The following is a 26,157-nucleotide window of genomic DNA, read 5'->3' on the forward strand; positions in this document are numbered from 1 at the left end:
AACCAAAGATGGCTGTAGAAAATCAGGCTCGTGTAGTGGTGTTGGGAGGCGGCGTGCTGGGGGTTTCCAGCGCGCTGCAGCTGGCAAAGCGCGGTGCGGCAGTCACGCTGGTGACGGAGGCTGAGCTGTGCTCCGGCGCTTCCGGTCGTTCGCTATCGTGGCTGAACTCCTCCGGTGAGCGTTCAAAACCTTACCATGCGCTGCGTATGGCGGGCATTGATCGTTACCGGACGCTGTTTGCCGACGATCCTTCCCGTGACTGGCTGCGCTTTGATGGTGGGCTATTCTGGACCGCCGCCACCCCCACCACCCTGCACGCCCGCCATGAGTATGAAAACGCGCACGGTTATGATTCACACCTGCGCAGCCGTGACACGGTAACGGAGCTACAGATCGATCCCGCCGCGCTAAGCGGTGAGGCAATCTTTAATCCGGGTGAAGGCTGGGTAAGCCTGCCGCATCTGATCGAACATCTGGCACAGCAACTACGCGCGCTCGGTGGAGAAATTATTGAGTTTGCCGGACAAGCCGAAGTCATAACCGCCGAGGGCCGCGCCTGTGGCGTGCGCTGGGAGAAGGGCGAATTGCCCGCCGACAAGGTGCTGGTGGCCTGCGGCCCTTCCACCCCGGCAGTGGTGGCCCCGCTCGGCGTCACCATCCCCAACGGTTCGCCGCTGTCGATGCTGGTGATCACCCAACCCGCTGAGCAAAAACTCACAGCGGTGCTGAATACGCCACGCGCCGCAGTGCGCCCTAATCCGGGGAATTCGCTGGCGCTGGATCACGACTGGTACGAGAACGATATCCAGCCACTGCCCGACGGTGGTTTTACTATCGATGAGAAGGTGGTGAACCAGCTGGTGCAGGAAGCCGATAAGCTGCTGCTGAACAATGCCCCTTTGCAGGCACAGAGCTGGAAGATGGGCTACAAACCGATTCCCGGCGACGGCGAGCCGGTGCTGGGGGAGTTGCAGCAGGTGCCGGGTTGTTTTGTCGCCTTTACCCATTCCGGCGCCACGCTGGCGTTAATTGTCGGTGAATTACTGGCACAGGAGATGATCACCGGAACGAAACACCCGATGCTGGCGACCTTCCGGCCTGAGCGGTTTGGCTAAGACGTCCACCCCGTAGCGGCGCGATTTATCGCGCATCTTTGGCAGCATCTGCGGGAGAAAACCCGCGCGATAAATCGCGTCGCTACGCTATTTGCATTACGCTTAAAACGTGATCTGCATCTCATTTAAAGCCTGGAGGAAAGGATGAATGATTTATCACGTCGCCACTTTATGCGCGTCATGTCCGGTCTGGCACTGACCGCCCCAGCCCTGTTTAACCGCTACGCCACCGCCGCTCCCACAGCGCAAAATGTGCAGTTGCTGCGCCTGGAACGTAATGGCTGGGTGCCGAACAATCCCCATCTTCCGGTGATTATTTACCAAAACGTTTTGCCGAAAGCGGCTGAAATGACCTCGCCCACCGAATCCTTATTTGAGAAAAACAGTTGGCCGCCACAATGGGTCGCCTCGATTTTTACCTTCCATCACTATCACAGCACCGCGCATGAGGTGCTGGGATGTGTCAGCGGTAACGCAAAAGTGATGCTGGGTGGCCCAGGTGGCCATGTGATTAACATGGCTGCGGGTGATGTGGCGTTGCTGCCCGCAGGCACCGGGCATTTTAACGACGGCAGCAGCGATGATTTCCAGGTGGTGGGGGCCTATCCTCCCCACCAGCAATGGGATATCTGCCGTGCCGCCCCGACGCCAGAGATGCTGCAACGTATCAGCCAACTGCCGTTCCCGGACAGCGATCCGGTGGCCGGTCAAACCGGTCCGCTGCCCCACAGCTGGCAGCAGGCATAGACGCTTATCGATGGCGGCGCAGCCAGATCAGTTTGTAAGCCGCCGGGATGATAAATAGCGACAGCAGCGGCGCGGTGATCATGCCGCCAATCATCGGTGCCGCAATGCGGCTCATCACTTCGGAACCCGCCCCGCTGCCCCACAGAATCGGCAGCAGACCGGCAATAATCACCGCCACCGTCATCGCTTTGGGCCGCACACGCAGCACCGCGCCGTGATACAGCGCCTCATCCAGTTTCTGCGGTGTGACGGTCTCAGGGCATGACAGCGCGGGTTCATTTTCAATCGCGTGCCGCAAATACATCAGCATCACCACACCAAACTCGGCAGCGACCCCGGCCAGGGCGATAAATCCGGTACCGGTGGCGACCGACAGATGAAATCCCTGCCAGTAGAGAAACCAGATGCCACCCACCAGCGCGAAAGGCAGGCTCATCAGAATCAGCAGCGCCTCATCTACGCGGCGAAACGCCAGATACAGCAGGATAAAGATAATCATCAGCGTCATCGGCACCATCAGCTTCAGCTTTTTATTGGCATGTTCCAGCAGTTCGAACTGCCCGGAAAACGCCACGCTGGTGCCAGGCCTGAGCGTCACCTTGTCTGCGATCGCCGTTTTCAGGTCATTGACTACCGATACCATGTCACGACCACGGGCATCGATATAAATCCAGCTGGTCGGACGGGCATTCTCGGTTTTCAGCATGCTGGGACCTGACACCACACGGACGTCAGCCACATCGCTCAGGGTGATCTGCTGCTTCATCGGCGTGAGTATCGGCAACTGACGCAGTGCTTCCGGGCTGTCGCGCAGCCCCTGCGGGTAGCGAATATTGATCGGGTAACGCGCCACGCCTTCCACGGTTTCGCCGACCGTGGTGCCACCAATCGCCGATGACACGAACAGCTGGACATCCCCCACCGTCATACCGTAACGCGCCGCCTTCTCCCGGTTGATATCCACATCAATATAGCGTCCACCCTGCAGACGCTCCGCCAGCGCCGAAACCACGCCAGGTACAGTTTTCGCGACTTCTTCTATGCGCTGGGCGGTGATATCGATATCCGCCAGTACGCTGCCTGAGACCTTTATCCCAATCGGGCTTTTAATCCCGGTGGAGAGCATATCGATACGGTTGCGGATCGGTGGAACCCATAGATTGGCCAGCCCCGGCAGCCGCACCCTGGCATCCAGTTCGTCGATAATTTTATCGAGCGTCATGCCAGGCCGCCACTCGGCTTCGGGCTTCAGCTGGATGGTGGTTTCTACCATCTCCAGCGGTGCTGCATCGGTCGCGGTTTCCGCTTTGCCCGTTTTGCCAAACACCGAGGCCACTTCCGGTACGGTTTTGATCAGTTTGTCCGTGGTCTGCAATAATGCCGCCGCCTGCCCTGGCGAGACGCCCGGCAAGGTTGAGGGCATATACAGCAGATCCCCCTCATTGATTTTTGGCAGGAACTCGCCACCCACCTGACTCAGCGGCCACCACACCGTGAAGATCGACAGCGCCGCCACCAGTAAGGTCAGCTTCGGCCAGTGCAGCACCTTCAGTAGCAACGGGTGATAAATCCTGATCAGCCAACGATTAAGCGGGTTGTGGCTTTCCGCCGGGATTTTCCCACGGATCCACCATCCCATCAGGATGGGGATCACGATAATCGCCAGCACGGCAGCACCCGCCATCGACCAGGTTTTGGTAAACGCCAGCGGGCCAAACAGCCGCCCTTCCTGGCCTTCCAGCGTGAAGATAGGAATAAACGACAGGGTGATAATCAGCAGGCTGATAAACAGCGCCGGACCAACTTCTACCGCCGCATCGGTGATCACCTGCCAGCGGCTATCGTTGTCGATGCGTTCATCAGGATGTTGATGTTGCCACTCCTCCAGCCGTTTATGGGCATTTTCAATCATCACGATTGCCGCATCCACCATTGCCCCGACGGCAATGGCGATGCCACCGAGCGACATGATATTGGCGTTCAGCCCCTGGAAATGCATCACAATGAAAGCAATACACAACCCCAGCGGCAGCGAGATAATCGCCACCAGCGCCGAACGCACATGCCAGAGAAACAGCGCACAAACCAGCGCGACCACCACAAATTCTTCCAGCAACTTGTGGCTGAGGTTAGCAATCGCCCGATCGATAAGCTGGCTGCGGTCATAGGTGGTCACCACTTCAACCCCCTGCGGCAGGCTCTTTTTCAGGCTATTGAGTTTGTCCCGCACCGCAGTGATCACCTCACGGGCGTTTTTGCCTGAGCGCAGGATAATCACCCCACCGGCCACCTCGCCTTCACCGTTGAGCTCGGCAATGCCACGCCGCATTTCCGGTCCAATCTGCACGCGGGCGACATCGCGCAGAGTGATCGGCACGCCGTTGCTGCCGGTTTTCAGCACGATGTTATTAAAATCATCCAGGGTCTGCAGATAGCCGCTGGCCCGCACCATATATTCCGCTTCAGCGATTTCTACGGAGGATCCGCCCGCCTCCTGATTGGAGGATGCCATGGCGGATTTCACCTCCGCCAGACTGATGCCGTACTGCGCCAGCTGCAGCGGGTTGACCTGAATCTGGTACTGCTTCACCACTCCCCCCACCGAGGCCACTTCTGCCACGTCAGGGATGGTTTTCAGTTCATATTTCAGAAACCAGTCCTGCAATGAACGCAGCTCCGCCAGATCGTGCTTACCGCTGTGATCCACCAGCGCATACTCAAAGATCCAGCCCACCCCGGTGGCATCGGGGCCGATTTCGGAACTGACCCCGGCCGGTAATTTACCCTGCACCTGGTTGAGGTACTCCAGCACGCGAGAGCGCGCCCAGTAAAGGTCGGTGCCGTCAGCAAAAATCACATAGACATAGGAATCACCAAACTGCGAGAAGCCGCGTACCGTTTTAGCACCCGGCACGGAAAGCATGGTGGTGGTGAGCGGGTAAGTGACCTGATTTTCCACAATCTGCGGTGCCTGGCCGGGATAGCTGGTTTTAATGATCACCTGCACATCGGAGAGGTCCGGCAGGGCATCAACCGGGGTGTTGATGATGGTCCAGGCCCCCCAGACGCTGAGAAACAGTGCCCCCATCATCACCAGAAAACGGTTAGCGACCGAGCGCCGGATAATCCATGCAATCATCGTCGTTCCCTCAGTGATCGGAATGCGCGTTGTCGGCCTGACGCATCCGCGCCAGCGCCCCGGTAATATTGGCTTCCGAGTCGATCAGGAACAGCCCGTTGACCACCACTGACTCCCCTTCGCTTAGCCCTGCCGCCACACCACTCTGGCGCTGCGATTCCGCCAGTATGCGGATGGCTTTGGGTGCAAAACGTCCCTCGCTGTCCACGGCAATCACGCGCTGCTCATCACCGGTATCAATCACCGCCTGAGACGGGATCAGCAGCATCTCCTCACTCTGGCTGTTCAGATGCAGATACGCATTCATACCGGGTTTCAGCAATTCATCGCGATTCGCCACCTGGAGACGCACCTGCAACGTGCGGGTGGTCTGGTCAACGCTCGGCAGAATGCTCCATTTTTCGATATTGAAGCTGTGACCCGGGTATGCCGGCACTGAAATCGACAGGTGCGATCGATCGCTGAGCAATCCGGCGATCGACTCTGGCACCGCAGCGCTGATCCACACCGGGTCCATGCCCTGAATCTGGGCCACCACTTTATCTTTGGAGATATTCATTCCGCTGCGCAGGTCAAATGCGGTGATCACCCCATCGATTGGGGCTTTGATGGTGAAGCGGGTCTGTACCGTGCGGGAACTGCGCAGACGCTGAATATCCTCTTCCGGCATCCCGGCAAGACGCAGCCGTTCAAGAATACCTTTCACCTGGGTAGTCGATCCCCCGGTGCCTGACAGCAACAGATATTCGCTCTGCGCCTCCACCCACTCCGGGATGGTGATATCGATCAACGGTGTGCCCTTGCTGACTTTGTCGCCAACAGTCAATGGGTAGACTTTTTCGACAAAACCCTCCGAACGAGCCTGCACAATCACGAACTGGTAATCGTTAAAACTGACGTTGGCCGGAATGGTCTGGCTATATTGCAATCGCCCTTTGCTGACCTTGATGGTCTTCAGACCGAGGTTCTGTACCAGCACCGGATCGATACGCATGCCCTGGCTATTGTCCGCCTCGCCTTCATCCGCGTATTTGGGTATCAGGTCCATATCCATAAACGGTGATTTACCCGGTTTATCAAATTTGGTATCGGGTTTCATCGGGTCATACCAGAATAAAACTTTGCGTTCTGGCGCTGACTTTTTATTGGCAGAAGGCAGATAATGGAAAGCCGCTGTCGTAATCAGCCCTCCGATTATCAGGCTGCTGACCATCACCGCCGCGTATTTTAATTTTAACGATGCCATAATTGTTCCTGACAACCATCCGTTAATTAAGAGTGACCGACTTTTATTTCCTGAAGCAGTGAGATATTCCCCTGCTGAATAAAAGAAAAGTTAACCGGGCTACCCACTTTTAACGCGTTGATGCTGTCGTCCTGAGTGGTAAAGGTAAAACGCATGGTCATGGCTGGCCAGCCAAGCGCCGGGATCGCCTGATGATCAATAGTGATTTTTTTATTTGCTAAATCAATCTTTTTAATCACCCCCGTGGCGTTAATCACCGGCTGCTGAACCGCCATCTCCGCATGTGACATCATGCTCTGATGCTGCTCACTGGCCTGTGCACCCGCGGCAATCAGTGCCGGAAAAATACCGAATAAAACCACTTTGATTAACTGATGCATAATATTGACTCCTGAAAAATGTAATGGAAGGATTATTCCGTCCAGCCGCCCCCCAGGGCAGTGAACAGATTGATCTCATTGACCTGCCGGGAATATTGCAAATCAAATAACGTTTGCCGGGTGCTGAATAATGAGCGCTCAGCATCCAGCACTTCGATATAACTCACCGCACCGCTGGCATAGAATCCGCGTGCGCGTTGCAGCGTAATTTGCAGGGAAGCAAGGTAACGCTGCTGCGCCGCAATTTGGTTGCTGAGGCTGTCGCGCAGCGCGAGCGCATCGGCGACGTCCTTAAACGCGTTTTGAATTTTTTGCTCGTAATTCACCACCGATTGCTGCTGGCGCACTTCAGCAAGCGTCAGGCTGGCCTGGTTACGACCGGCATTAAAAATCGGGATGTCGATTTTTGGCACAAAATTCCACATGCCGCTGCCTGCGGAAAACAGATTTGACAGGTCATCGCTGCTGCCCGACAAGCCGCTGGTCAGGCTAATCGACGGATAGAACGCAGCTCTGGCCGCACCAATATTGGCATTGGCCGCCATCAGCTGGTGTTCCGCCTCCATCAGATCCGGACGCTGACGCAGGATTTCCGAGGAAAGCCCGGCGGGTAGCCTGACCGGGTTAAGATCCCCCGCCACGCGGCGTTGATCATTCGGCAGTCCCTGCCAGCTGCCCACCACCAGCTGTAACGCATTGTTCGCCTGCGCCAGTTGTCCTTCCCGGCTGGCAATCTCCGCGCGGGTGCTTTCAATCAGGCCATGCGCCTGTTCCACCGCCAGCACATTGCTGCTGCCGGTAATCAGCTGCTGCTCCACAAAGGTATAAGATTGCTGATAATTCTGTAATGTCTCCCGGGCAATACGTAGCTGTGCCACTGCTAGCCGCTGACTAAAGTAGCTCTGAGCAACGCTGGAAATCAGCAGGATATGTACCGCACGCTGAGCAGCCTCACTGGCAAAGTAGTTTTGCCGGTCGGCTTCGCTCAGATTTTTCAATCTGCCGAAAAAATCCAGCTCAAAGCTCAGATCCAGCCCGGCCTGAAACTGTTTTTCCGTCAGGTCACCACGCTTCAGGCCACCGCTGTAACTCGCTTCAGTCGCAGCGTTCAGCTGCGGGTAGCGATCGGCATTGGTTACCCGGTACTGCGCGCGTGCTTCCTGCACTTTCAATGCCGCCATCCGCAGATCACGGTTATTGCGTAGCGCCACATCAATGAACTGCCTTGCCTGAGGATCGGCAAAAAAGGTGCGCCAGCCGGTATCCTGATAGCCTGCGGTAACCGGCACCAGTGTGTTGCGGGAGAGAGAAAATTGTTGTGGAACCGGGAGTTCAGGGGGCTGATATTCGGGGGCCAGCGAGACACATCCCGCCAGCAAAAGCACCGTACCCACCACCCATAATATTAATTTGACCATATCGCTAACCGCCAGGGCCTGCCTGCCCATTGTTTCCAGATGATGACGGCGGACACTGTAACGAAGCGACTCTGTTGGCAGCGTGACCCAACAATGACAAAGCTGTCATTTTCGACTGAAGTCGTTGATATCGTCCTTTGGCCCACTAGAATGGCACCCGGTGAGGTGATGGGTGAGAAAATGAAGATACTGATTGTTGAAGACGAGGTGAAAACAGGGGAATACCTTAGCAAAGGGTTGACCGAGGCGGGGTTTGTGGTTGATCGCGCCGACAACGGTCTCACCGGTTACCATCTGGCGATGACCGCTGAGTACGATTTGATCGTACTGGACATTATGCTGCCCGATGTCAACGGCTGGGATATCGTGCGCATGTTGCGTGCCGCCAGTAAAGGGATGCCGATTCTGTTGCTGACCGCGCTGGGCACCATTGAACATCGCGTCAAAGGGCTGGAGCTGGGTGCCGATGATTATCTGGTCAAACCCTTTGCCTTTGCCGAGTTGCTGGCGCGTGTCAGAACGCTGCTGCGCCGCGGGGCCAATATTATTCCTGAGAGCCAGTTCCAGCTGGCGGATCTCAGCTTTGACCTGGTGTCACGTAAAGTGAGCCGCGCGGGTACCCGCATCACCCTGACCAGCAAAGAATTCACCTTGCTGGAATTCTTTATCCGTCATCGCGGTGAGGTCCTGCCCCGTTCGCTGATCGCCTCACAGGTGTGGGATATGAATTTTGACAGCGATACCAATGCCATCGATGTTGCGGTTAAACGGCTGCGGGCAAAAATCGATAATGACTTCTCCCCCAAACTGATCCAGACCGTACGCGGCGTCGGTTATGTGCTTGAGGTGCCGGATGAAGATTAAGCGGCTGCGCCGTCCTGTGTCGCTTGAAATCCGGCTTACCTTCTTTATCAGCCTCGCCACCATCATTGCCTTCACCACCGCAGCCTGGATTATGCTGCATTCAGTCCAGAATCACTTTGCCGAACAGGACGTGACCAACCTTAAGCAAATCAACAGCACGCTGACAGCCATCCTGAAAAGTCCCGGCGAGACAGAACAGCAAAAAGTGGCGAAAATCGACTCCATTCTCGACAGCTACCGTTATATCTCGGTGATGCTGCTCAGCCCGGAAAATCAGGTTTTATATCGCTCGGCAGACGGACCAGACCTGATGCCGCTGGTCCACAGCACAGAAGTTGATTCCGGGGAGGTATTTTTGTGGTCAGACCCGATGGGCGCGCATGCTGCCCACAACGGCAATCGCAGCTACCGGGTGATGGCCACTGCCGTCAGTTCACCGTACAACGGGCACACCAGCACTGATCGGCTGCTGATCGCACTGTCGATCGATTTCCACCTGCACTACCTGGATGCGCTGAAACATAATCTGTTAATCATCGCCTCAGCCATTAGCCTGTTGATTATCCTGATCGTGTTGTTTGCGGTTCACCAGGGTTATCTGCCGTTACGCAACGTCAGCCAGCAAATAAACAACATCACCTCAAAAAATCTGGATGTTCGGCTGGAACCGGATAACGTACCGATTGAGCTGCAACAGTTGGTGATGTCCTTCAACCATATGATTGAACGTATTGAAGATGTCTTCACCCGCCAGGCCAATTTCTCCGCCGATATCGCCCATGAAATCAGAACCCCCATCACCAATCTGGTGACGCAGACGGAAATTGCCCTCAGCCAGCCGCGTACGGTGAAAGAACTGGAGGATGTCCTGTATTCCAGCCTGGAAGAGTACAATCGGATGGCGAAAATGGTCAGCGATATGCTGTTTCTGGCTCAGGCGGATAATAATCAGCTGATCCCGGAACGCATCCCGCTCGATCTGCGCACTGAAACCATCAAGGTGTTTGAGTTTTTTGAAGCCTGGGCGGAAGAACAGCAAATAAGGCTGACGCTGGGGGGCGACGCGGCGCTGGTTCAGGGTGATCCACTGATGCTGCGTCGCGTTATCAACAACTTACTTTCCAACGCCATTCGTCATACCCCTGCGGGTGAGTCGGTTACCGTTCATCTCCAGCAGCGCGATGCCTGGGTGGAGCTGAGGGTTGAAAATCCAGGCGTACCTATTGCGCCGATGCATCTGGCACGCCTTTTTGACCGGTTTTATCGTGTTGACCCGTCACGCCAGAGAAAAGGCGAAGGCAGCGGCATTGGGCTGGCCATCGTTAAATCAATCGTCACAGCACATCAGGGGGAGATTCACGTCGCCTCTGATGCGGTGTCCACCCGATTTACGTTGTTGCTGCCCCGGATTCAGAGCTGAGCAAAAACCAGTCGTGGGATCTGGCCTGTAGCGCCGCGACGGGACAATGCTATTGCTCACCAATTTCCCATGCAGGGAAATTCTTTTGAATCATTGCCCCTGCTGCGCTGGCATGGACATGATGTTTATGTTTAGCGAAATCAAAGCCCGGATATTCCGACATCACTCCGCCCTCTTTTTCTTTTATGACGATCATATCGTCCAGGATTGTTTTTCCCTCATCCTCCGTTAATCTGTTTTCCGTAATCAGATTGATAACTTCAGCGGCAAAAACACCCGCTATCTTACCGGTATTGGCGCGCAACAAAGTTCGGCCAAAGAGCGTCACTTCGAACCAGGCATATCCCACATCTTCAACCACTTTATCGCTGAGTTGCTTAATCATCTCCTGTTTATCCAACAGACCTGCCCGCAATGCTTCCTTGATAAAGGAAAAATAGTTAGTCAGCAGATGGCAGTCTTTATCTGGTAAGCCCGCCAGGAAACTTATAATGGTTTTTCCCGACTCACCTTTTATTGTCAGGAATTCAACCCGTTCATTTGCCGGAACATGTCTGAGAAAGAATACAAAATGGTTAAGTGACATCCCTGTAAGGGCCGCATAGAAGATTTCCGGTTGCGAAATGCGTGTTTTAACAGTCAGGAAAGCATTGCGAATATCCCTTTGATCTTTTCTTTCATGCAAAAGAGAAAAATGGCTGCCATCCCAGCGCCCCGGGACAGCCGTAAAGTATGATAAGGTATTAGCCGGTTCATCGGTCACAAACTCGATGCTATCCCCTTTATTAAGGAAGGAAAAGATATCGCATTTTCGTATTTCTGCTATCTCCTCCAGCTCAGTGGAAAAGTACCCTGTGGTGTGCGTCGGGTCGTAAACCACTATCTGGCAGAGGCTGTTGTGGCAGGAAAGCACAGCCGCCATGGTATGGTGCATCGCAACGGTGAATTCATGCAGATTTTCCTTAATCATATGCGGGCGAGAGTAAATGAGAAAGGGTTTAATAAAAACCTTATCACTCTGCATCTTACGCAATTCCGAATAAAAAAATTCGCCCCACAACTGATAATCAACCAGATGATTTTCCTGTCCGTAAGCAAGAATCGCTAGTGTTCTTTCCTGGGTGTTTTCAGATATTTTATTCGCAATGGATCCTGCATCTTGCGTCGATAAACTCAGCGATTTTATGATCTGTGCAACATCAGGTGTATTTGCCAGAAATACATCAATAAAATTCATGGCAAAATTATTGCATTTTACCGGGGTGGCTGAGTTTAAAAAAAACGCCGAGTCATCATTAAACTTTGCTTTAACGATATCCAACCGGGAAATTATCGGCTGAGGTGAGTTCGTATAAAGGGAAGGTTTATCATTGACATTTTTAACGCTGATGGCAGGGAAACTAAAATCATCTTCCGCTACCTCGTCAATAACCTCCAGCAAAGTACATCTGGCGATAGATTCTATCGGCATATTCACTCCTTGATTTTGAGGAAATCCATTGCCAGAACCTTACTGCTTACCTCCATGACATGCTAAATATTCCTGTCGTTATCAGGGTAAAATCAGGAGTCGTCGCAGCACGATGTCGTCCACATCGCACCGCGACGGTCATTGCTCCTTACGCCATGGTTTTCAGCATATGTTGTGCCAGGCGCAGGCTCAGTGCCGCACCGGTCAGTGTCGGGTTCATACAGGATGCTGAAGGCATCACGCTGGTCCCGGCAATCCACATATTCGGATGGTCATGGGTACGGCAATCGCTGTCCACCACCGAGTTTTTCGGATCGTCGCCCATAATGGTGGTGCCCATAATGTGCTGGCGATCCTGATACTTGGTATCGATCGACAAAATTTCCGCGTTCAGCAGTTCGGCGAACTTATGGAAATCCTTGATGCCCTCGTCCTTACCCGCATGCCAGTAATCCGTGACACTGTAATAAATCTCCGGTAACGGAATACCAATCGCATCCTTTTTGGTTTTGCTCGGCGTCACACGGTTTTCAGGCAGCGGCAGCGTTTCAAAGTCGATAGCGAAGTTCAGCGAACGCGCCGACTGGCGGCGAATCTCTTCATCGAGTTTTGACCCCAGCACCCCTTTGGCGATCAGCGACGCGGTGTAATCGGCGGTCGGCACGGTGTTACGCACTTTGATCTTGTAGCTGGGGAAATCCTTGCGGAACGCCCCATCACGATTATTCAGATACACCAGCAGCTCGGTCGGTCCCTGTCCTGGCCACACATCTTCCGACATCATCACATTCATACTGATGCCGGTATGCCCCATCAGGTTACGTCCTACCTGATCGGAAGAGTTGGCGATACCGTTGGGATATTTTTCCGAGGTGGACATCAGCAACAGCTTCGGTGATTCAATGCCGTAGGCCGCCAGCACAAAATAATCGGCGGTTAAGTGATGTTCCGAACCGTCCGGTTTTTTGTACCAGATACCGGTAATCTTACCGTCGTCTCCGGCTTCGATACGGTACACCACCGCGTTATCCAGCAGTTTCGCACCCAGCCGTTCGGCTTCATCGATATGCATCGAACCGTCGTACTTCGCGGCAATCGGACAAACCGGGTTACAGTTGTTGTTACCAGCGCACATCGGGCGTTTACCCCACGGCTTAGTCGCGCGGCCGTTCGGCTCCAGCACCGGGTTATAGCCGCCCTTGCCGAGCATTTCTGTCAGCCGGTCAAACATATAACTAGTGGGCAGACCGGGCATCGGGAACGATGTGGAACGCGGTGGCCAGGCTTTACCGCCCTGACCGCTTTCGTCCTGGCCATCCATGCCGGACACGCCCAGCTCATGTTCTGCTTTGCCGTACCAGGGTTCCAGCTCGTCATAGCCGAACGGCCAGTCACGTCCGCGACCGTACAGCGTGTTGAGTTTGAAATCATTGGGGATCATGCGCCACAGCGCCGAACCAAAGTGCCAGGTGGTGCCGCCCACCACGCGCAGATATTTGGTGGAATATTTCACCGGCCCAATCTGTTGCAGATAATCACCGTAGGTGGAGGGGATATGCGGCGGATTCGGATAAGGCGAGCCGACGCCCTGCAATTTGATGTTGGTTAACGACATCTTGAAGGGCGAGTTACGAAAGCGCTCAACAATTTCCTGCCTTGAGACGCGTGGACCGGCCTCAAGAATGATCACCGATTTACCCGCTTTCGCCAGTTGGGTGGCAATCAGTCCGCCCATTACGCCAGAGCCGATGATGATGACATCGGCATCTTTATTTTGTGCACTCATGCGCGTTCTCCTGCTGTTGCCACTTTACCCGGTTCTGTTACCGCCCAGAAAAAAGGTCCGCCGCCGTAGGTCGGCACCACCAGTACGTCACGCGTGGGCAGATACATCAGTGCATCGGCGTAGGCGATCAGCTCCAGATCGCTGCCATCTCCCACCACTCCGGAATACCAGGCGGAGATGATGGTGCGTGCGGTTTGCCAGTCGGCATTATCCTGGCTGGTCGCAGCAAGGAAGTCGTCAACATGAGAAAAATGCTGCTGTTGCAGCAGGGTATGCAATGCATCCAGCTTTTGACTAAATTGTGCATCATGCTTTGTCAGCGCGGCATAGTAGCGCTGGCCGAGGATCGGGCTGACCGAACGGCTGACCAGGAAGCTGGAAATTGCCATAAACGGATTGTCGGCCATCAATTCTGCCGCCCGTCCGCGTGCCGGGAAAATCGTGTTGCACATTGCGCCCAGTGAAAGAATACCCATGCCCTGCAGCAACCGACGCCTTGAGAGCGAAATGTTATGCGCCATGATGTTTTCTCCTGCGCGAAATCGAAACAGCCAGCACAATAATGATCAGGACAACCACGGCACCACCCCAGGTCAGCGGCTGTGCCAGCTTCGCAATCAGCGGAGGTTCGCCGCCGTTACGGATGGTTTTCACCTGTTCAGGTGTGACGTTGAGTTGCGCATTGCCAAAATTTTTCAGCACGTAATTGCTGACATCGGCAATCTGCTGATCGGTCAGACGATCGGTAAAGTAAGCCTCTGGGCCAAAGCCAGGCATATCCACCGGCTTGCCGTTAACCGTGCGATGCACGCCATAAACAATGGTGGCGATCAGGTTATCGGCCTGCGGTGCGCCGGTGGCGGTGTTGTGGAACAGTGAAGGATAGACAGCGTTGCCTGCACCATCCGGCTGATGGCAGTTGGCACAGGTGCTGCTGTACACCGCCCAGCCCGGATCAGGGTTTGGCAAGGCGCGCAGCGCAGCTTCATTGACCGCCGGCTTACCCTGGGTATCGCGTGCCGGAAGGCCAGGCTGGCTGACAGCCGGGATCTGGCGCAGGTAAGCCACCATCGCGTTGATATCATCATCCGACAGATATTGCAGGCTATGCTCAATCGCTTCGGCCATCGGACCTGCCGCCTGCGCTTTGCCTGCCACATGGCCGGTTTTCAGGTATTGCGCGATTTCGGCATCGCTCCAGTTACCAATGCCCGCTTCACGATCCGGGGTGATATTCGGCGCGTACCAGCTGCCGAGGCTGCCGCCAGACAGTGCCTTGTCGTTATTCTGCCCCATCAGCGCATTACGTGGCGTATGGCAGGTATCGCAGTGTGCCAGCGCATTCACCAGATAATCACCGCGATTGACGACCGCCGATTTACCCGCATCCGGGGTAAAACGCTGGTCATTAGCGAACAATAAATTCCACACCATCATGCTGGCGCGAATATTAAACGGGAACGGCAAATCAGTTTGTGCAGGAACCTTATCGTCCGGTTTCACTCCGTGCATAAAATAAGCATATAACGCATGAATATCGTCATCGCTAATTTTGGCATAGGAAGTATAGGGCATCGCTGGATAAAGATGCTGCCCCTGTTTATTAACGCCTTCTCTTACCGCCTTAGCAAAATCCGCCTCGCTATAATTACCAATTCCTGCGATTTTTGATGGCGTGATATTGCTGGAAACGATATTCCCCAGTGGTGAGGAAATAATATATCCCCCACCCATTTCTGCACCATGATCGGGTGCGGTATGGCAGGCTCCACAGTCTGCTGCAATAGCCAGATACTTGCCTTTCGCAATAAGCGCCGCAGAGTCGGTCGCATTTTCAGCATGGGCTGAAAATGTGGCAGACAGCAGAATGCTCAACGCGAAAGGCAGACAACCCCGTCTAACCTTTCTTGCCTTCATTTTAATTGCTTCCGGTAAATAATAATTAGAATTGTTGAAATAATGCGCACATCCCGACAGGTATTCCCTGCCGGGATACACAATAACAGACTTTTGATTACGTTATTTATACACGATCGAAACAAACCTAAACGAAACTACAACAACTCATAATCATTGAACACAATATTTTGATCGCTGGCTGCGGTGATATCGACTTTACCGGGTGAGGTCAGAAACGCATCGCCGGCATGAACCCACAGTTCCTTAACCCGGTTGGGATGGGCATGATCGGCCAGCAGTATCCGCCCTTCGGTGAAGAACACCCGGACGCCCGGGCCGTGCTGCACATACTCGCCAGTGCTTTCCCCGGGTTTCAGCGTCACCTTCCAGCCTTTCACCGTGGGTTTATCCAGTACCGGTTGAAACGCGTCACTGGCGGGACGGGTTGCGCCACCAAAATGTTGTGGTCCGGGAATATTGATCTCAAACGCCACCTGATGATTGACGTTATTCCCGGTGTTGGTGACTTTATCGGTTTCGGATTTACCCTGATGGGCACCAAATTTGACATTGCCGCTTTTCATTTCGGTGTTATTCACCGGTTTATCCGGATATTCGATTTTCACCGTACTGCCTTCGATATGCGTATTGACATAATCGAGGTGTTGTTCATGAAATAAGGTGCTTTGTCCCGGCTGGATAAGCACGCGCATCACGGTGACATATTTGTTTTCCAGGATAACGTGATGCAGTGGTTCAAGATGGGTAGCGACGACTTTTTCCGCCGCATAAGTCGGCATTCCCGCGCTGAAGGCAGCAGAAAATAAAGCCGCATACAGCAGCACCGGACGAATGGTAGCCATAAGAACTCCTTGTTTAACGCATGAGAATATTAATAACCGGACATAACTTATTTATTCGACGATAGTCACCCAATTCGCACCGGCACCGGTCGGAACGCGCTCAATTAAAGACAGCTTACCGCTTTGCTGATCGATGGAATAAATCGCGACCTTATCCGATTTCTGTCCGGACTCGATTAAATAGTGACCGCTATTATCAATAGCAAAGCCACGCGGCTGAGTTTCGGTTTGCGTGCTGTTAATCAATTGCAGTCGGCCATCTTCTGGCGATACCCGAAATGCGGTGATATGGCTGCTGGTCCGTTCGGTGGAATACAGGAAACGGCCATCGGGGGTGATATGGATATCTGCCTGCCACAGACGCGGTTTTGCCGATTTGGGCAGATCGTCGTCACCGGTTAATGGGCGCGCCTCGCCGCGCTGCATATCGCGGGCGATGGCCGGATCGAGTGACGGCGTGGCCTCATGCTCGGTCATGGTACCGTCACCATTCAGCGTCAGGCGCGAGATATTACCTGCCATCTCGGTCAGCAGATACATGTTTTGCTGTCCGGCCCGATCGCGCTGGGGCGCAAAGACAAAATGGCGTGGGCCGGTGGCGGCTTCGCGCTGGATATTCACAAAAGCGGGAGAATTAGCACTGACCTTGCCGCTGGCCGCGTCAAAGCGGAACTGCAACAGCTGATCTGCCCCCAGCAGTGGGACAAACAGGAAGCGGTTGCTGGGGTCGGTCTGGATTGCATGGGCACGTTTGCCGGTGTGCACCACCTGCACCGGGGCGCTTTCCACCTTACCATCCGCCGCGATGCGGTTGATGCTGAACAGATCGCCGCCATAAGATGACGACAGCAAAAAGCGACCGGTTTTATCCAGTGCCACATAAGCCATCGCTTCCGGCAGCGGCGTATCGGCGAAATGGCTGAGTTTGCCATCCGCCGCAATACGCCATGCCGAGACGTGATAAGGCTTGCTGCGTACCGAGACATACAGCGTCTTTTTATCGTGCGATACCACCATCGGCATACTTTTCAGGCCGGTCGGGTACTCGCCTATCGGTTGCAGGTGATGGTGAGCCTTATCCAGTTGATACGCCGTGACGGTGCCGCTGTCACCATTCGAGACATAGACGTAGCTCGGTGTTTCCTGTGCCATCAGTGATGTAGCAAAAAGCATCATACCTGCCGCCATTAACGTTTTTTTCATCGTCTTCTCTTTATATCGTCTGCTCGTTGTAGGGTACAGCGTGAGTTACCAGCGGGTACTGAAGTGCGCGCACAGCTCCTGCACTGCCGCATCGGCCAGCGCGGCGGGTTTATCCGGGCAGTTCAGCCACAGGCGCGCGGTTTCTTCCAGCTCCTCCAGAGCAAAGCTGGCAGCCGAAACCGATGCACCCCAGATAACCGGGCCAAGGCGTTCCAGCATCACCCCGCGCACCTCATTCGCCAGTCCGGCCACCTGCTCTGCCACCGCCGGATGGCCGGGACGCTGGTAGCCGATGAGCGGTATGCGCCCCACTTTCATTACCTGATAGGGCGTCAGCGGCGGCAGAATGCTGTCGCGCTGCCATACCCCAGCCAGCGTCAGCTGCACCAGATGGGTCGAATGGGTATGCACCACTCCCTGCGCTTCGGGATTGCGGTCATAAATCTGGCGATGCAGCAGCAGGGTTTTCGATGGTTTATCACCGGACACCCACTCACCCTCCAGACTGACTTTGGCAATGCGCGCAGGCTCCAGGTGACCGAGGCAGGCATCGGTGGGGGTGATCAGCCAGCCATCTTCCAGCCGGGCACTGATGTTCCCCGCCGTTCCGGTGGTGTAGCCACGGTTGAACAGGTCAGCACCGACCTGGACAATCTCCTCACGGATCTGATTTTCACTTTTCATAACAGCTCTCCTTTTTTGCTGGCGGTTGTCACAACATCAACGTCGTCAGCAGGGGTGAGTTTGAGGGGTTCGATTTTGCCCATGATAAACATGAAGTTAACGGCACCGAGCAAACAGATACCGCCCGCCACCAGCAATGGCACCACGAAAGATCCGTGGCTCAGCGTCAGCATCAGGCCGGTAAAGGAGGCCGTGACAATCCCGGCGAGATTACCGGCGAAGTTCTGGATACCACCGAGCGTGGCCACATAACCGGAAGCCGGTGCCACATCGGCAGGTAAGGTCCAGATATTGGCGGCGGTGAATGCCAGACCGGCATAGGTCAGCGAGAACAGCGTCAGGATCACCGCGATGCTGTCGGTAAAGGCAGCGAAAGCAATCACCGACGACAGCAGCATCCCGGCAATCAGGCAGGTTTTGCGTGCGGTGGTGAGGCTGAAGCCTTTGCGGTACAACCAGTCGGATACCACGCCGCCTAACAGGCTGCCGGGGATACCCATTAGCGCCGGGATCGCGCCGAGCGTCCCCAGTTCTTTCAGCGAGAAGCCGTGTGCCATGGTCAGGTAAGTCGGGAACCAGGTGACAAAGAAATAGGTGGCGAAGTTCATGCAGAAGAAGCCAATCATCATGCCCCACACCGTGCGGTAGCGGAACAGCGCGCCGATTTTCACACTGGCATTGGCGCTCACTGTCGGTGCGGCGCGATCTTCCAGCAGGTTCTGCCGTTCAGAATCGTTCAGCCCCTTCATATCCTCCGGTTCACGGTAGAACGCCAGCCAGATCACCACCCACACCAAACCCAGCGCCCCGGTGACCACAAAGGAGGTTTCCCAGTCCCAGGTACTGATCAGCCAGGCCACCAGCGGCAACGCCAGCGCACTCCCGGCACGCGGACCCGCATCAAAAATGCCACTGGCGGTAGCACGTTCTTTCTTCGCAAACCAGTTGTAGACCACCTTGGCGCAACCCGGATAACCACCGGATTCGCCCACACCTAACATCAGGCGAGCCGCAAAAAGCGAGGTGAAACCTTTACCAAAGGCGGTAAACACGGTAAATAGCGACCACCAGCCCACGGCCAGCGCCAGCCCGACGCGGGTACCCAGTTTGTCGATAATGCGACCCGCCGGGATTTGCAGCAGGGCGTAAGTCCAGAAAAAGGCTCCGAGGATCAGCCCCATGCTGACATCATCCAGCCCGAGATCGGCTTTGATATGCGGCGCAGCGATCGCGAGGTTGATACGGTCGATATAGTTAATGGCGATGGCGAAAAAGCAGAACACGATCATCAGCCAGCGAATACGTGGATATCTGCGCATGGTGAATTCCTTTATGATTTATTTATGAGTAACAAGAGGTTCTGCTGCCGCACGGCGGTCATCAGAGGCTGTTTGTTTACCAAATGGGGTGAGAAGTCATAAAACCGTTAATTAAACGTGAGCAGGCCACCCCAACCTGATAACATGAGGTAAAAAGTAAGCGATTACAAAATGGAGTAAAGCCAAAAGTAAGCGCTTTCAAAATTGCAGGGCGTTTGTCTGCGAATTTTGTGGACAAGCTCACTGTTTCAACAGGAGTGACTTGATGAGTGAAAAGCAGAATGGATCTGGACGCGTCTCGCTGGAGGATGTCGCACGCCTGTCTGGCGTCTCCACCGCGACCGTATCACGCGTACTGAACGGCAGCGATACCGTCAAAGCCAAAAGCCGGGCAGCGGTGGAAAAGGCGTGTGAAGAACTGGGATATGTGATTAACCGCGCCGCACGCACGCTGGCTTCGCGCCGCAGCATGACGATTGGTGCCGTGGTGCCGACGCTGGCCACCGAAACCTTCTCGCGCCCGCTGGCGGCGTTTCAGCAGTTAATCCACGACGCGGGTTATACGCTGCTGCTGGCCAACTCCAATTTCGACCCTGATACCGAGCTGAAAGAAGTTAACAAACTGATTGAATACGGCATTGATGGCCTGATGCTGGTGGGCCATACCCATCATCCGAAGTTATGGGAACGCATCAACGCGCAGGATCTGCCCTGCGTGCAAACTTTTTCCCTGGATAGCGAGAAGCCCTGCGTAGGGTATGACAGTGAAGGAGCCGCCCAGACCATTGCCAGCCATCTGCTGGCGCTGGGACATACCCGCTTCGGGGTGATTGTCGGCACACCGCCCTCGAACGATCGTATTTCCGATCGTCTGTACGGCACACGTAAAGCGCTGGCAGCACAGGGCCTGGCCTTGCCGGAAAGCCATCTGATTGATAATGCCTATAGCATGAACGATGCGCGCAAAGCGGTTTTCCGTCTGCTGGACAGCCCGGAACCGCCCACCGCCATCATCTGTGGTAACGATCTGCTGGCTTTTGGTGCGATGCGCGCCGCCAGCGAGCGCTATCTGCGCATTCCTAACGACATCTCCATCGTCGGTTTCAACGATTACGAATACGCCGAGCATCTGGAACATCCGCTGACCACTATGCGCGTCGATCTGGCGTCGATTGGCACCCACGCGGCGGAATACCTGCTGGCAACGCTGAATAATCAGCCGGCACAACGGCATACGCTGATCAAAACGGAACTGATTGTGCGGGGCAGCAGCGGCTCCGTGCCCCGCCTGGAACGTTAACTGCGGCTCACCAGCCCAAAATGGCTGAAAACATCCGTCACCGCCGGTGTTTTCAGCCAGGCCAGCAATATCTCTGCCGCCTCGCGCTGTTGCACCGTTGCCAGCAGCGCCGCTGACAGCGAGATAGGTTGCTGTACTTCCGCTGGCAGCGGCCCGACGATCTCAATCCCCTCCACCATCAGCAGCTCGCTGATTTGCTGTACGGCCACATCCGCCTTCTCGTTCACCAGTTGTTCGGCGGTAAACCCCGCCGGGATTACCGTGCCCGTGGCGCGGAGTGCGTCGTCAATGCCCAGCGTCTTCAGCAGGCCGGAAAAATAAATGCCGCTGGCCCCGGCTTCTGACCACGCCACCGAACGTGCCGCCAGCAGCGACTGCACCAGCGCCTGGGTATCATGAATTGGCGGTTTTGGCGCCCCCGCCAGCACTGCCAGCCCGATCGGCGAATCCACCAGCTCGATGCGGCTTGCCGTTTCCGCCCGTGCGGATTGGGTTAAGCGGTCCAGCGTCTCCACCGTGGCGATCACCACATCCGCCGCCTGCCCGGCGTTGATCTGCTGCTCAATCACGGTGCTCGGATGCCAGCGGAACTGAAGCGCGATCTGCGGATACGCCGCCTGCCATAAACGGGCAAGCCGCTCGAACGGCGCACTCAGCGCCAGCGCACTGTAGATGTGCAAGGTCACCATCATCCCTCCTCACGGGCAAATAACGGGGCGCGACGCAGCAATGACTTGTCCAGCTGATCCGGACGTGTCACGCCAATGAGCGCCATATCGCGATCAATTTCATCCCGCAGAATATGCATGCCATGTTCAATACCCGCCTGTGCGCCAATCACTGCGCCATACAGCCAGGGACGGCCAAGAAAGACAAAATCCGCGCCGAGAGCCATGGCTTTCATCACGTCAGTGCCACGCCGGATACCGCTGTCGATAATCACCTTCATATCCCCTTTGGCGGCGGCGATTTCCGCCAGGGTGTGCAGCGGCGGCACGGTATGATCGAGCTGGCGGCCACCGTGGTTGGAGAGGATGACCGCATCCGCACCAAGGTCGCGGGCGATAAAGGCATCGTCCGGCGACATCAAGCCTTTGATCACCAGATTGCCGCGCCATTTTTTGCGGATCGCTTCGACATGCTTCCAGCTCAGTTTGTCACGGGCGTTGGTGTTACGCACTTTGCTGGACATCATCGGTGGCCCACGTTCAGCATCGGTATTTTCAAAATGCGGTGCGCCATGGCGCAGAAATGTCTGGGCCACGGTGCCCAACAGCCAGCGCGGGCTTAACGCGCTCTGCCACATCACTTTTGGGGTGAGTTTGATCGGCATACTGAAGCCGCTGCGGGTGTTGTGCTCGCGATTGCCAAGCATCGGGGTATCGCCGGTGACCACCAGCGTCTGGTAACCGGCGCGTGCAACGCGGTCCACCAGCCGATCAATACGTGGCTGATCTCCGCCCAGATACGCCTGAAACCAGGCATTGGGGTTCTCAGCGATCACATCTTCCAGTGGGATCAGCGACGATGCGCTGAGAATCATCGGCACGTTCATCGCGCGGGCAGCACGTGCCAGCATGATATCGGCACGATAGCTGACAAACGAGGCACCACCCAGCGGCGCAACACCAAACGGATGGGACCAGTTATGGCCGAGCAGGCTGACGCTCTGGTCGCGTCCCGAGACGTCACGAAACATGCGCGGCACAAAAACATACTGCTGATACGCCTCATAACAGGCCGCGATACCGCGTCCGGTTTCTACCCCACCCGCCACGTACTGATAAATCATATTCGGTAAGCGCTTGCGCGCGTGCCGTTCGAAATCTTCCAGTGCCAGCAGGTCGCGGAAGGGTCGTGGCACTGTATTGGCCGGACGGGTCTGCGCCTGTGGGGTTACCACCGCATCTAACGATGTCGTCTCTCCATGTGTTGTCATATTGCGCTCTCAGCGTGTAAGCGATTTCAAATTGCGCACTCAGGTGAATGCATCCCACGTTAATCCTGACAGGAATTGAGTTTTTTTATGTGATCGCTGTCACCTTGCGAGTAATTTTGTAAGCCCTTACATTTTCATGTCGCGCAAGTTATGGTGTTGTAGCACCTCAGCGCAACTCTTCCGCGACGGGAATAAAAGATGACAACACGAATTGTTTTACTGCACGCGACACCGGTAGCCATGGCACCGGTGCAGAACGCGTTTAAAGATAACTGGCCTGAAGCCGAAGTGGTGAACCTGCTTGATGACGGCCTGACCCTTGACCGGTCGAAAGAAGATCAGTTGTCACCTGCCCTGACCGATCGCTTCGTCACCCTCGGGCGCTACGGCTACGCCATGCAGGCACAGGGGATTCTGGTGACCTGTTCCGCATTCGGCCCGGCGATCGATGCCCTGGCGGCCAGCATGCCGGTTCCGGTGCTGAAACCTAACGAAGCGATGTTTGAAGCCGCACTGCAACAGGGCCAGCGCATTGGCATGCTGGCAACGTTCGGACCGTCACTCGGCACCATGACGCAGGAGTTCGACCACTACGCGTCATTAATCGGCTCGACGGCGACACTGGAGAGCGTGTTGGTACCCGATGCCATCGACCTGCTGCGTAAAGGCGATGTCGCCAGCCATAACCGCCTGGTGGCCGCCGCCGCTCCTCAGCTCAGCCATTGCGATGTGATTATGCTGGCGCACTTCTCCACCTCGCAGGCGGCGGAAGCGGTCCGCCGCCAGGTTACGGTTCCGGTACTGACGGCACCCCATGCGGCGGTCGATAAGATGAAGTTGCAGGTAACAGGAGCGGCATCATGTTAATTGGGGTGATTGCAGATGATTTTACCGGTGCCAGCGATATCGCCGTGACCTTCACCAAAGGTCTGCCGGGTGAAGGCGGGCTGCGCACCACGCAATATCTTGGCCTGCAACAACAACCGGCATCACCGGATGTTGAGGTCGGTGTGGTGGCGCTGAAATCTCGCTCGCTACCCGCCGCAGAGGCGGTGCAACAGTCACTGGCCGCCTGCAATTGGCTGCTGGATCAGGGCTGCGAGCAGATCGTGTTTAAATATTGCTCCACCTTTGATTCTACCGATGAAGGCAATATCGGTCCGGTGCTGGATGCGCTGGCCGCCAGGCTGGACGCGCAGCGCGTGATTGTCTGCCCGGCGTTTCCGGCCATGGGCCGCACCCTGTATCAGGGGCATTTGTTTGTCCGTGACCGCCTGCTGAATGAGTCCGGCATGGAACATCATCCCCTCACCCCAATGACCGATGCCGATATCCGCCGGGTGCTGGCCCGTCAGGCGAAAACCCCGGTAGGTTTTATCAGCTGGCAGCAGGTAGTCCAGGGTAGCGAAGCGATTCGTCAGGCGCTGCATAACGGCGATCCGGCGCTGCTGGTGACCGATGCGATCACCGATCATGATTTAACGCTGATCGGTATCGCCGCTGCCGGGTCACGCCTGGTCAGTGGCGGTTCCGGTATCGCCACCGCTTTGGCTCATAACTTTATTCAGGCGGGCAAAGCCCAGGGAAGCCAGACGGAACCCCCTTCTCTGCCAGGACCGGGCGCGATTCTGGTGGGCAGCTGTTCGGGAGCCACCCTTGGGCAGATAGCGGAGCATCAGCGCCACTGGGCGGTGCGGCCAATCGCCCTTGATGCCGTGATGGCGGGCCGCGTGGGGCCGGATGACCTGGTGGCCTTTATAAGCGCCAACCTGGATAAATACCCGCTGGTTTATTCTTCCGGCGATCCCGACACCATCAAAAGCGCGCAGCAACGCTATGGTCAGCACGCAATATCGGCTGCGCTGGATCAGCTGTTTGGTGAAACCGCTAAAAAACTGGTTCATGCAACCGGAATACAACGCCTGGTGGTGGGTGGTGGCGAAACCTCGGGCGCGGTGGTTAGCGCGCTTAATCTCGGCCAACTGCGGGTCGGTGCTGAAATCGATCCTGGCGTCCCGGCGTTATTCTCCGGCGGAGAAAAACCACTGGCGCTGGCGCTGAAATCCGGCAACTTTGGCCGGGTGAGTTTTTTCCAGCATGCGCTGGACAGGCTGGCTGGGAAAGAGTTGATTTGAGATCAAGCATACAAAAAACCCGCTCACCGGGTTTTTTGGCTTTAAAGCATTGTTAAACTCCCCTCGCAAAAATAACCGATAAGCGACATGAGTCGCCCTGAACTTTCTTGAATTGAGAGGTCTATATGGCACTTCATAACTTCACACTGACCTTGCCCGATGCGACTTCTGAAACCGAGGGATTGGAAGATACACTGTTTATCGCAGGATGTAGTGATGCCCTGGTTTACTTCAATGGCACATCTGTCTATCTGGAATTCGATCGTGAATCAGACTCGTTAAATAAAGCGATAACAACGGCTATTCGTGATGTAGAAGGTGCTGGATTCAAAGCACAGCTTGAAACAGTGAGTAGTTAAATCCGCCAGCAGATAGATTTTTCTCATATGATTTCAGACTGTTTTTAATATTTATCGAAACCATTAACTAAAATTACTACTCCAGACTTCCCGCCAGCCCGCGTCTTCTCTGTCGATCACAATAAACAACAAGGATCTTTTTTGACAAAACTGACATTAAAGATCCTCGCCAACGTTTGAACTTTCTCACAACAATAAATGATGAATTTGTGCTGCAGCCGTTGAAACGTTGTAATTCACATCAACTTAGCATTAAAATTGTCTCACTACTTACAGGATGTTTCGCAGAGAAAGTTAAAACTAACACTCAACGTACTTTATTCTACGGCGAGGTTGTGTTGTACTCTCGGCACAGAAATGTAAGGATAGCGTCTCTACCTATAATTGCGTTGTATAAATTAACATAACCTCATTTTATTCGTTCAACGACACAGATTTTTTTGGGAGAAGTCCATGAGTGATTCACTTAAGGCATTAAATAACATTCGTACTCTGCGCGCCCAGGCGCGTGAATTTCCGCTCAGCGAGCTGGAAGAAATGCTGGAGAAGCTCATCATTATCGTGACTGAACGTCGCGATGAGAGCCAGGCAGAAGAAGCCGCCGTACGTGAGAAAGCGGAAAAACTGGCGAAGTATCGTGACCTGCTGCTGGGTGACGGTATCGACCCGAACGAATTATTAGGTGCATTGCAGGCAGCGGGTAAAACCCGTAGCAAACGCGCGCCGCGTCCAGCGAAGTATAAATATACTGACGAAGACGGTCTGGAGAAAAACTGGACGGGTCAGGGCCGTACCCCTGCGGTGATTAAAGCCGCTATCGAAAGTGGTAAATCCCTGGACGACTTCCTGATCTAATTGCCGGTCACGTCG

General features: G+C 55.0%; 23 protein-coding genes. 9 read left to right on the forward strand and 14 right to left on the reverse strand.

What is annotated here, in order from left to right; all coding sequences use genetic code 11:
• Positions 1–8: 8 nt before the first annotated feature.
• Positions 9–1,115, forward strand: a complete 1,107-nt coding sequence (locus RCF31_RS23145) for an NAD(P)/FAD-dependent oxidoreductase (protein WP_299456607.1) — start codon at positions 9–11, stop codon at positions 1,113–1,115.
• A 144-nt stretch (positions 1,116–1,259) separates the two neighbouring features.
• Positions 1,260–1,862 carry a cupin gene (locus RCF31_RS23150; protein WP_416414018.1) on the forward strand — a complete coding sequence of 201 codons (603 nt, stop codon included), beginning with the start codon at positions 1,260–1,262 and terminating at the stop codon, positions 1,860–1,862.
• A 4-nt stretch (positions 1,863–1,866) separates the two neighbouring features.
• Here RCF31_RS23150 and RCF31_RS23155 read toward each other — a convergent pair whose 3' ends face one another.
• Genes RCF31_RS23155 through RCF31_RS23170 form a run of 4 tightly spaced genes read right to left on the reverse strand, consistent with a single transcriptional unit; the run spans position 1,867 to position 8,045 of the window.
• Positions 1,867–5,001 (reverse strand): CusA/CzcA family heavy metal efflux RND transporter, encoded by a 3,135-nt coding sequence (locus RCF31_RS23155; RefSeq protein WP_416414019.1) that lies wholly within the window; start codon positions 4,999–5,001, stop codon positions 1,867–1,869.
• A gap of 10 nt (positions 5,002–5,011) precedes the next feature.
• Positions 5,012–6,247 carry an efflux RND transporter periplasmic adaptor subunit gene (locus RCF31_RS23160; RefSeq protein WP_313682122.1) on the reverse strand — a complete coding sequence of 412 codons (1,236 nt, stop codon included), beginning with the start codon at positions 6,245–6,247 and terminating at the stop codon, positions 5,012–5,014.
• A gap of 26 nt (positions 6,248–6,273) precedes the next feature.
• Positions 6,274–6,627: a cation efflux system protein CusF gene (gene cusF, locus RCF31_RS23165; RefSeq protein ID WP_416414021.1), complete on the reverse strand. Its 354-nt coding sequence runs from the start codon at positions 6,625–6,627 to the stop codon at positions 6,274–6,276.
• Positions 6,628–6,659: 32 nt separating this feature from the next.
• A complete protein-coding gene (locus RCF31_RS23170) occupies positions 6,660–8,045 on the reverse strand; it encodes a Cu(I)/Ag(I) efflux RND transporter outer membrane protein (protein ID WP_416414023.1) in 1,386 nt (461 codons plus the stop codon).
• Between the two features lie 180 nt (positions 8,046–8,225).
• On the opposite strand from RCF31_RS23170, the gene RCF31_RS23175 reads away from it, so the two are divergent.
• Together RCF31_RS23175 and RCF31_RS23180 are read left to right on the forward strand one after the other, a co-directional pair.
• Entirely contained in the window at positions 8,226–8,909 is a 684-nt protein-coding gene (locus RCF31_RS23175) for a copper/silver response regulator transcription factor (RefSeq protein WP_332669003.1), read from the forward strand.
• Positions 8,899–10,329 carry a Cu(+)/Ag(+) sensor histidine kinase gene (locus RCF31_RS23180; RefSeq protein WP_416414025.1) on the forward strand — a complete coding sequence of 477 codons (1,431 nt, stop codon included), beginning with the start codon at positions 8,899–8,901 and terminating at the stop codon, positions 10,327–10,329. The genes RCF31_RS23175 and RCF31_RS23180 overlap by 11 nt, the downstream gene beginning before the upstream one ends.
• Before the next feature lie 49 nt (positions 10,330–10,378).
• Here the strand turns inward: RCF31_RS23180 and RCF31_RS23185 are convergent, their stop codons facing one another.
• From RCF31_RS23185 to RCF31_RS23220, 8 genes are all read right to left on the reverse strand, one after another.
• On the reverse strand, positions 10,379–11,800 hold the full coding sequence (locus RCF31_RS23185; protein WP_416414027.1) for a hypothetical protein: 1,422 nt from the start codon (positions 11,798–11,800) through the stop codon (positions 10,379–10,381).
• Positions 11,801–11,948: 148 nt separating this feature from the next.
• On the reverse strand, positions 11,949–13,586 hold the full coding sequence (locus RCF31_RS23190) for a GMC family oxidoreductase (protein ID WP_416414028.1): 1,638 nt from the start codon (positions 13,584–13,586) through the stop codon (positions 11,949–11,951).
• Entirely contained in the window at positions 13,583–14,107 is a 525-nt protein-coding gene (locus RCF31_RS23195; protein WP_416414029.1) for a sugar dehydrogenase complex small subunit, read from the reverse strand. The genes RCF31_RS23190 and RCF31_RS23195 overlap by 4 nt, the downstream gene beginning before the upstream one ends.
• Positions 14,097–15,503, reverse strand: a complete 1,407-nt coding sequence (locus RCF31_RS23200; protein WP_416414030.1) for a c-type cytochrome — start codon at positions 15,501–15,503, stop codon at positions 14,097–14,099. Before RCF31_RS23200 ends, RCF31_RS23195 begins: the two co-directional genes overlap by 11 nt.
• A 137-nt stretch (positions 15,504–15,640) precedes the next feature.
• A complete protein-coding gene (locus RCF31_RS23205; protein WP_416414031.1) occupies positions 15,641–16,348 on the reverse strand; it encodes a hypothetical protein in 708 nt (235 codons plus the stop codon).
• Between the two features lie 51 nt (positions 16,349–16,399).
• Positions 16,400–17,551 carry a lactonase family protein gene (locus RCF31_RS23210; RefSeq protein ID WP_416414032.1) on the reverse strand — a complete coding sequence of 384 codons (1,152 nt, stop codon included), beginning with the start codon at positions 17,549–17,551 and terminating at the stop codon, positions 16,400–16,402.
• A gap of 45 nt (positions 17,552–17,596) precedes the next feature.
• Positions 17,597–18,235, reverse strand: coding sequence for an aldolase (locus tag RCF31_RS23215; protein ID WP_416414033.1), 639 nt, complete (start codon positions 18,233–18,235; stop codon positions 17,597–17,599).
• Entirely contained in the window at positions 18,232–19,554 is a 1,323-nt protein-coding gene (locus tag RCF31_RS23220) for an MFS transporter (RefSeq protein WP_416414034.1), read from the reverse strand. The genes RCF31_RS23215 and RCF31_RS23220 overlap by 4 nt, the downstream gene beginning before the upstream one ends.
• 265 nt (positions 19,555–19,819) lie before the next feature.
• Here RCF31_RS23220 and RCF31_RS23225 point away from each other — a divergent pair, with 265 nt between their 5' ends.
• Complete coding sequence (locus RCF31_RS23225; RefSeq protein WP_416414035.1) at positions 19,820–20,854, forward strand: LacI family DNA-binding transcriptional regulator; 1,035 nt, start codon at positions 19,820–19,822, stop codon at positions 20,852–20,854.
• Here RCF31_RS23225 and RCF31_RS23230 read toward each other — a convergent pair.
• Both RCF31_RS23230 and RCF31_RS23235 read right to left on the reverse strand, forming a co-directional pair.
• A complete protein-coding gene (locus tag RCF31_RS23230) occupies positions 20,851–21,546 on the reverse strand; it encodes a molybdate ABC transporter substrate-binding protein (RefSeq protein ID WP_416414036.1) in 696 nt (231 codons plus the stop codon). The two genes, RCF31_RS23225 and RCF31_RS23230, sit on opposite strands and share 4 nt — an antisense overlap.
• Entirely contained in the window at positions 21,543–22,793 is a 1,251-nt protein-coding gene (locus RCF31_RS23235; protein WP_416414037.1) for an alpha-hydroxy acid oxidase, read from the reverse strand. The genes RCF31_RS23230 and RCF31_RS23235 overlap by 4 nt, the downstream gene beginning before the upstream one ends.
• A gap of 198 nt (positions 22,794–22,991) precedes the next feature.
• Between RCF31_RS23235 and RCF31_RS23240 the strand changes: the two genes are divergently transcribed.
• The 4 genes from RCF31_RS23240 (at position 22,992) to RCF31_RS23255 (ending at position 26,142) form a co-directional block, all read left to right on the forward strand.
• On the forward strand, positions 22,992–23,660 hold the full coding sequence (locus RCF31_RS23240) for an aspartate/glutamate racemase family protein (RefSeq protein ID WP_416414038.1): 669 nt from the start codon (positions 22,992–22,994) through the stop codon (positions 23,658–23,660).
• Positions 23,654–24,928, forward strand: coding sequence for a 3-oxo-tetronate kinase (gene otnK / locus RCF31_RS23245; protein ID WP_416414039.1), 1,275 nt, complete (start codon positions 23,654–23,656; stop codon positions 24,926–24,928). The genes RCF31_RS23240 and otnK overlap by 7 nt, the downstream gene beginning before the upstream one ends.
• Before the next feature lie 125 nt (positions 24,929–25,053).
• Positions 25,054–25,287: a hypothetical protein gene (locus RCF31_RS23250; protein ID WP_416414040.1), complete on the forward strand. Its 234-nt coding sequence runs from the start codon at positions 25,054–25,056 to the stop codon at positions 25,285–25,287.
• A 453-nt stretch (positions 25,288–25,740) separates the two neighbouring features.
• On the forward strand, positions 25,741–26,142 hold the full coding sequence (locus RCF31_RS23255; RefSeq protein ID WP_416414041.1) for an H-NS family nucleoid-associated regulatory protein: 402 nt from the start codon (positions 25,741–25,743) through the stop codon (positions 26,140–26,142).
• The last annotated feature ends 15 nt before the right edge of the window (positions 26,143–26,157 follow it).

Source organism: Pantoea sp. App145, assembly GCF_047947045.1.
Taxonomy (GTDB): Bacteria; Pseudomonadota; Gammaproteobacteria; order Enterobacterales; family Enterobacteriaceae; genus Pantoea.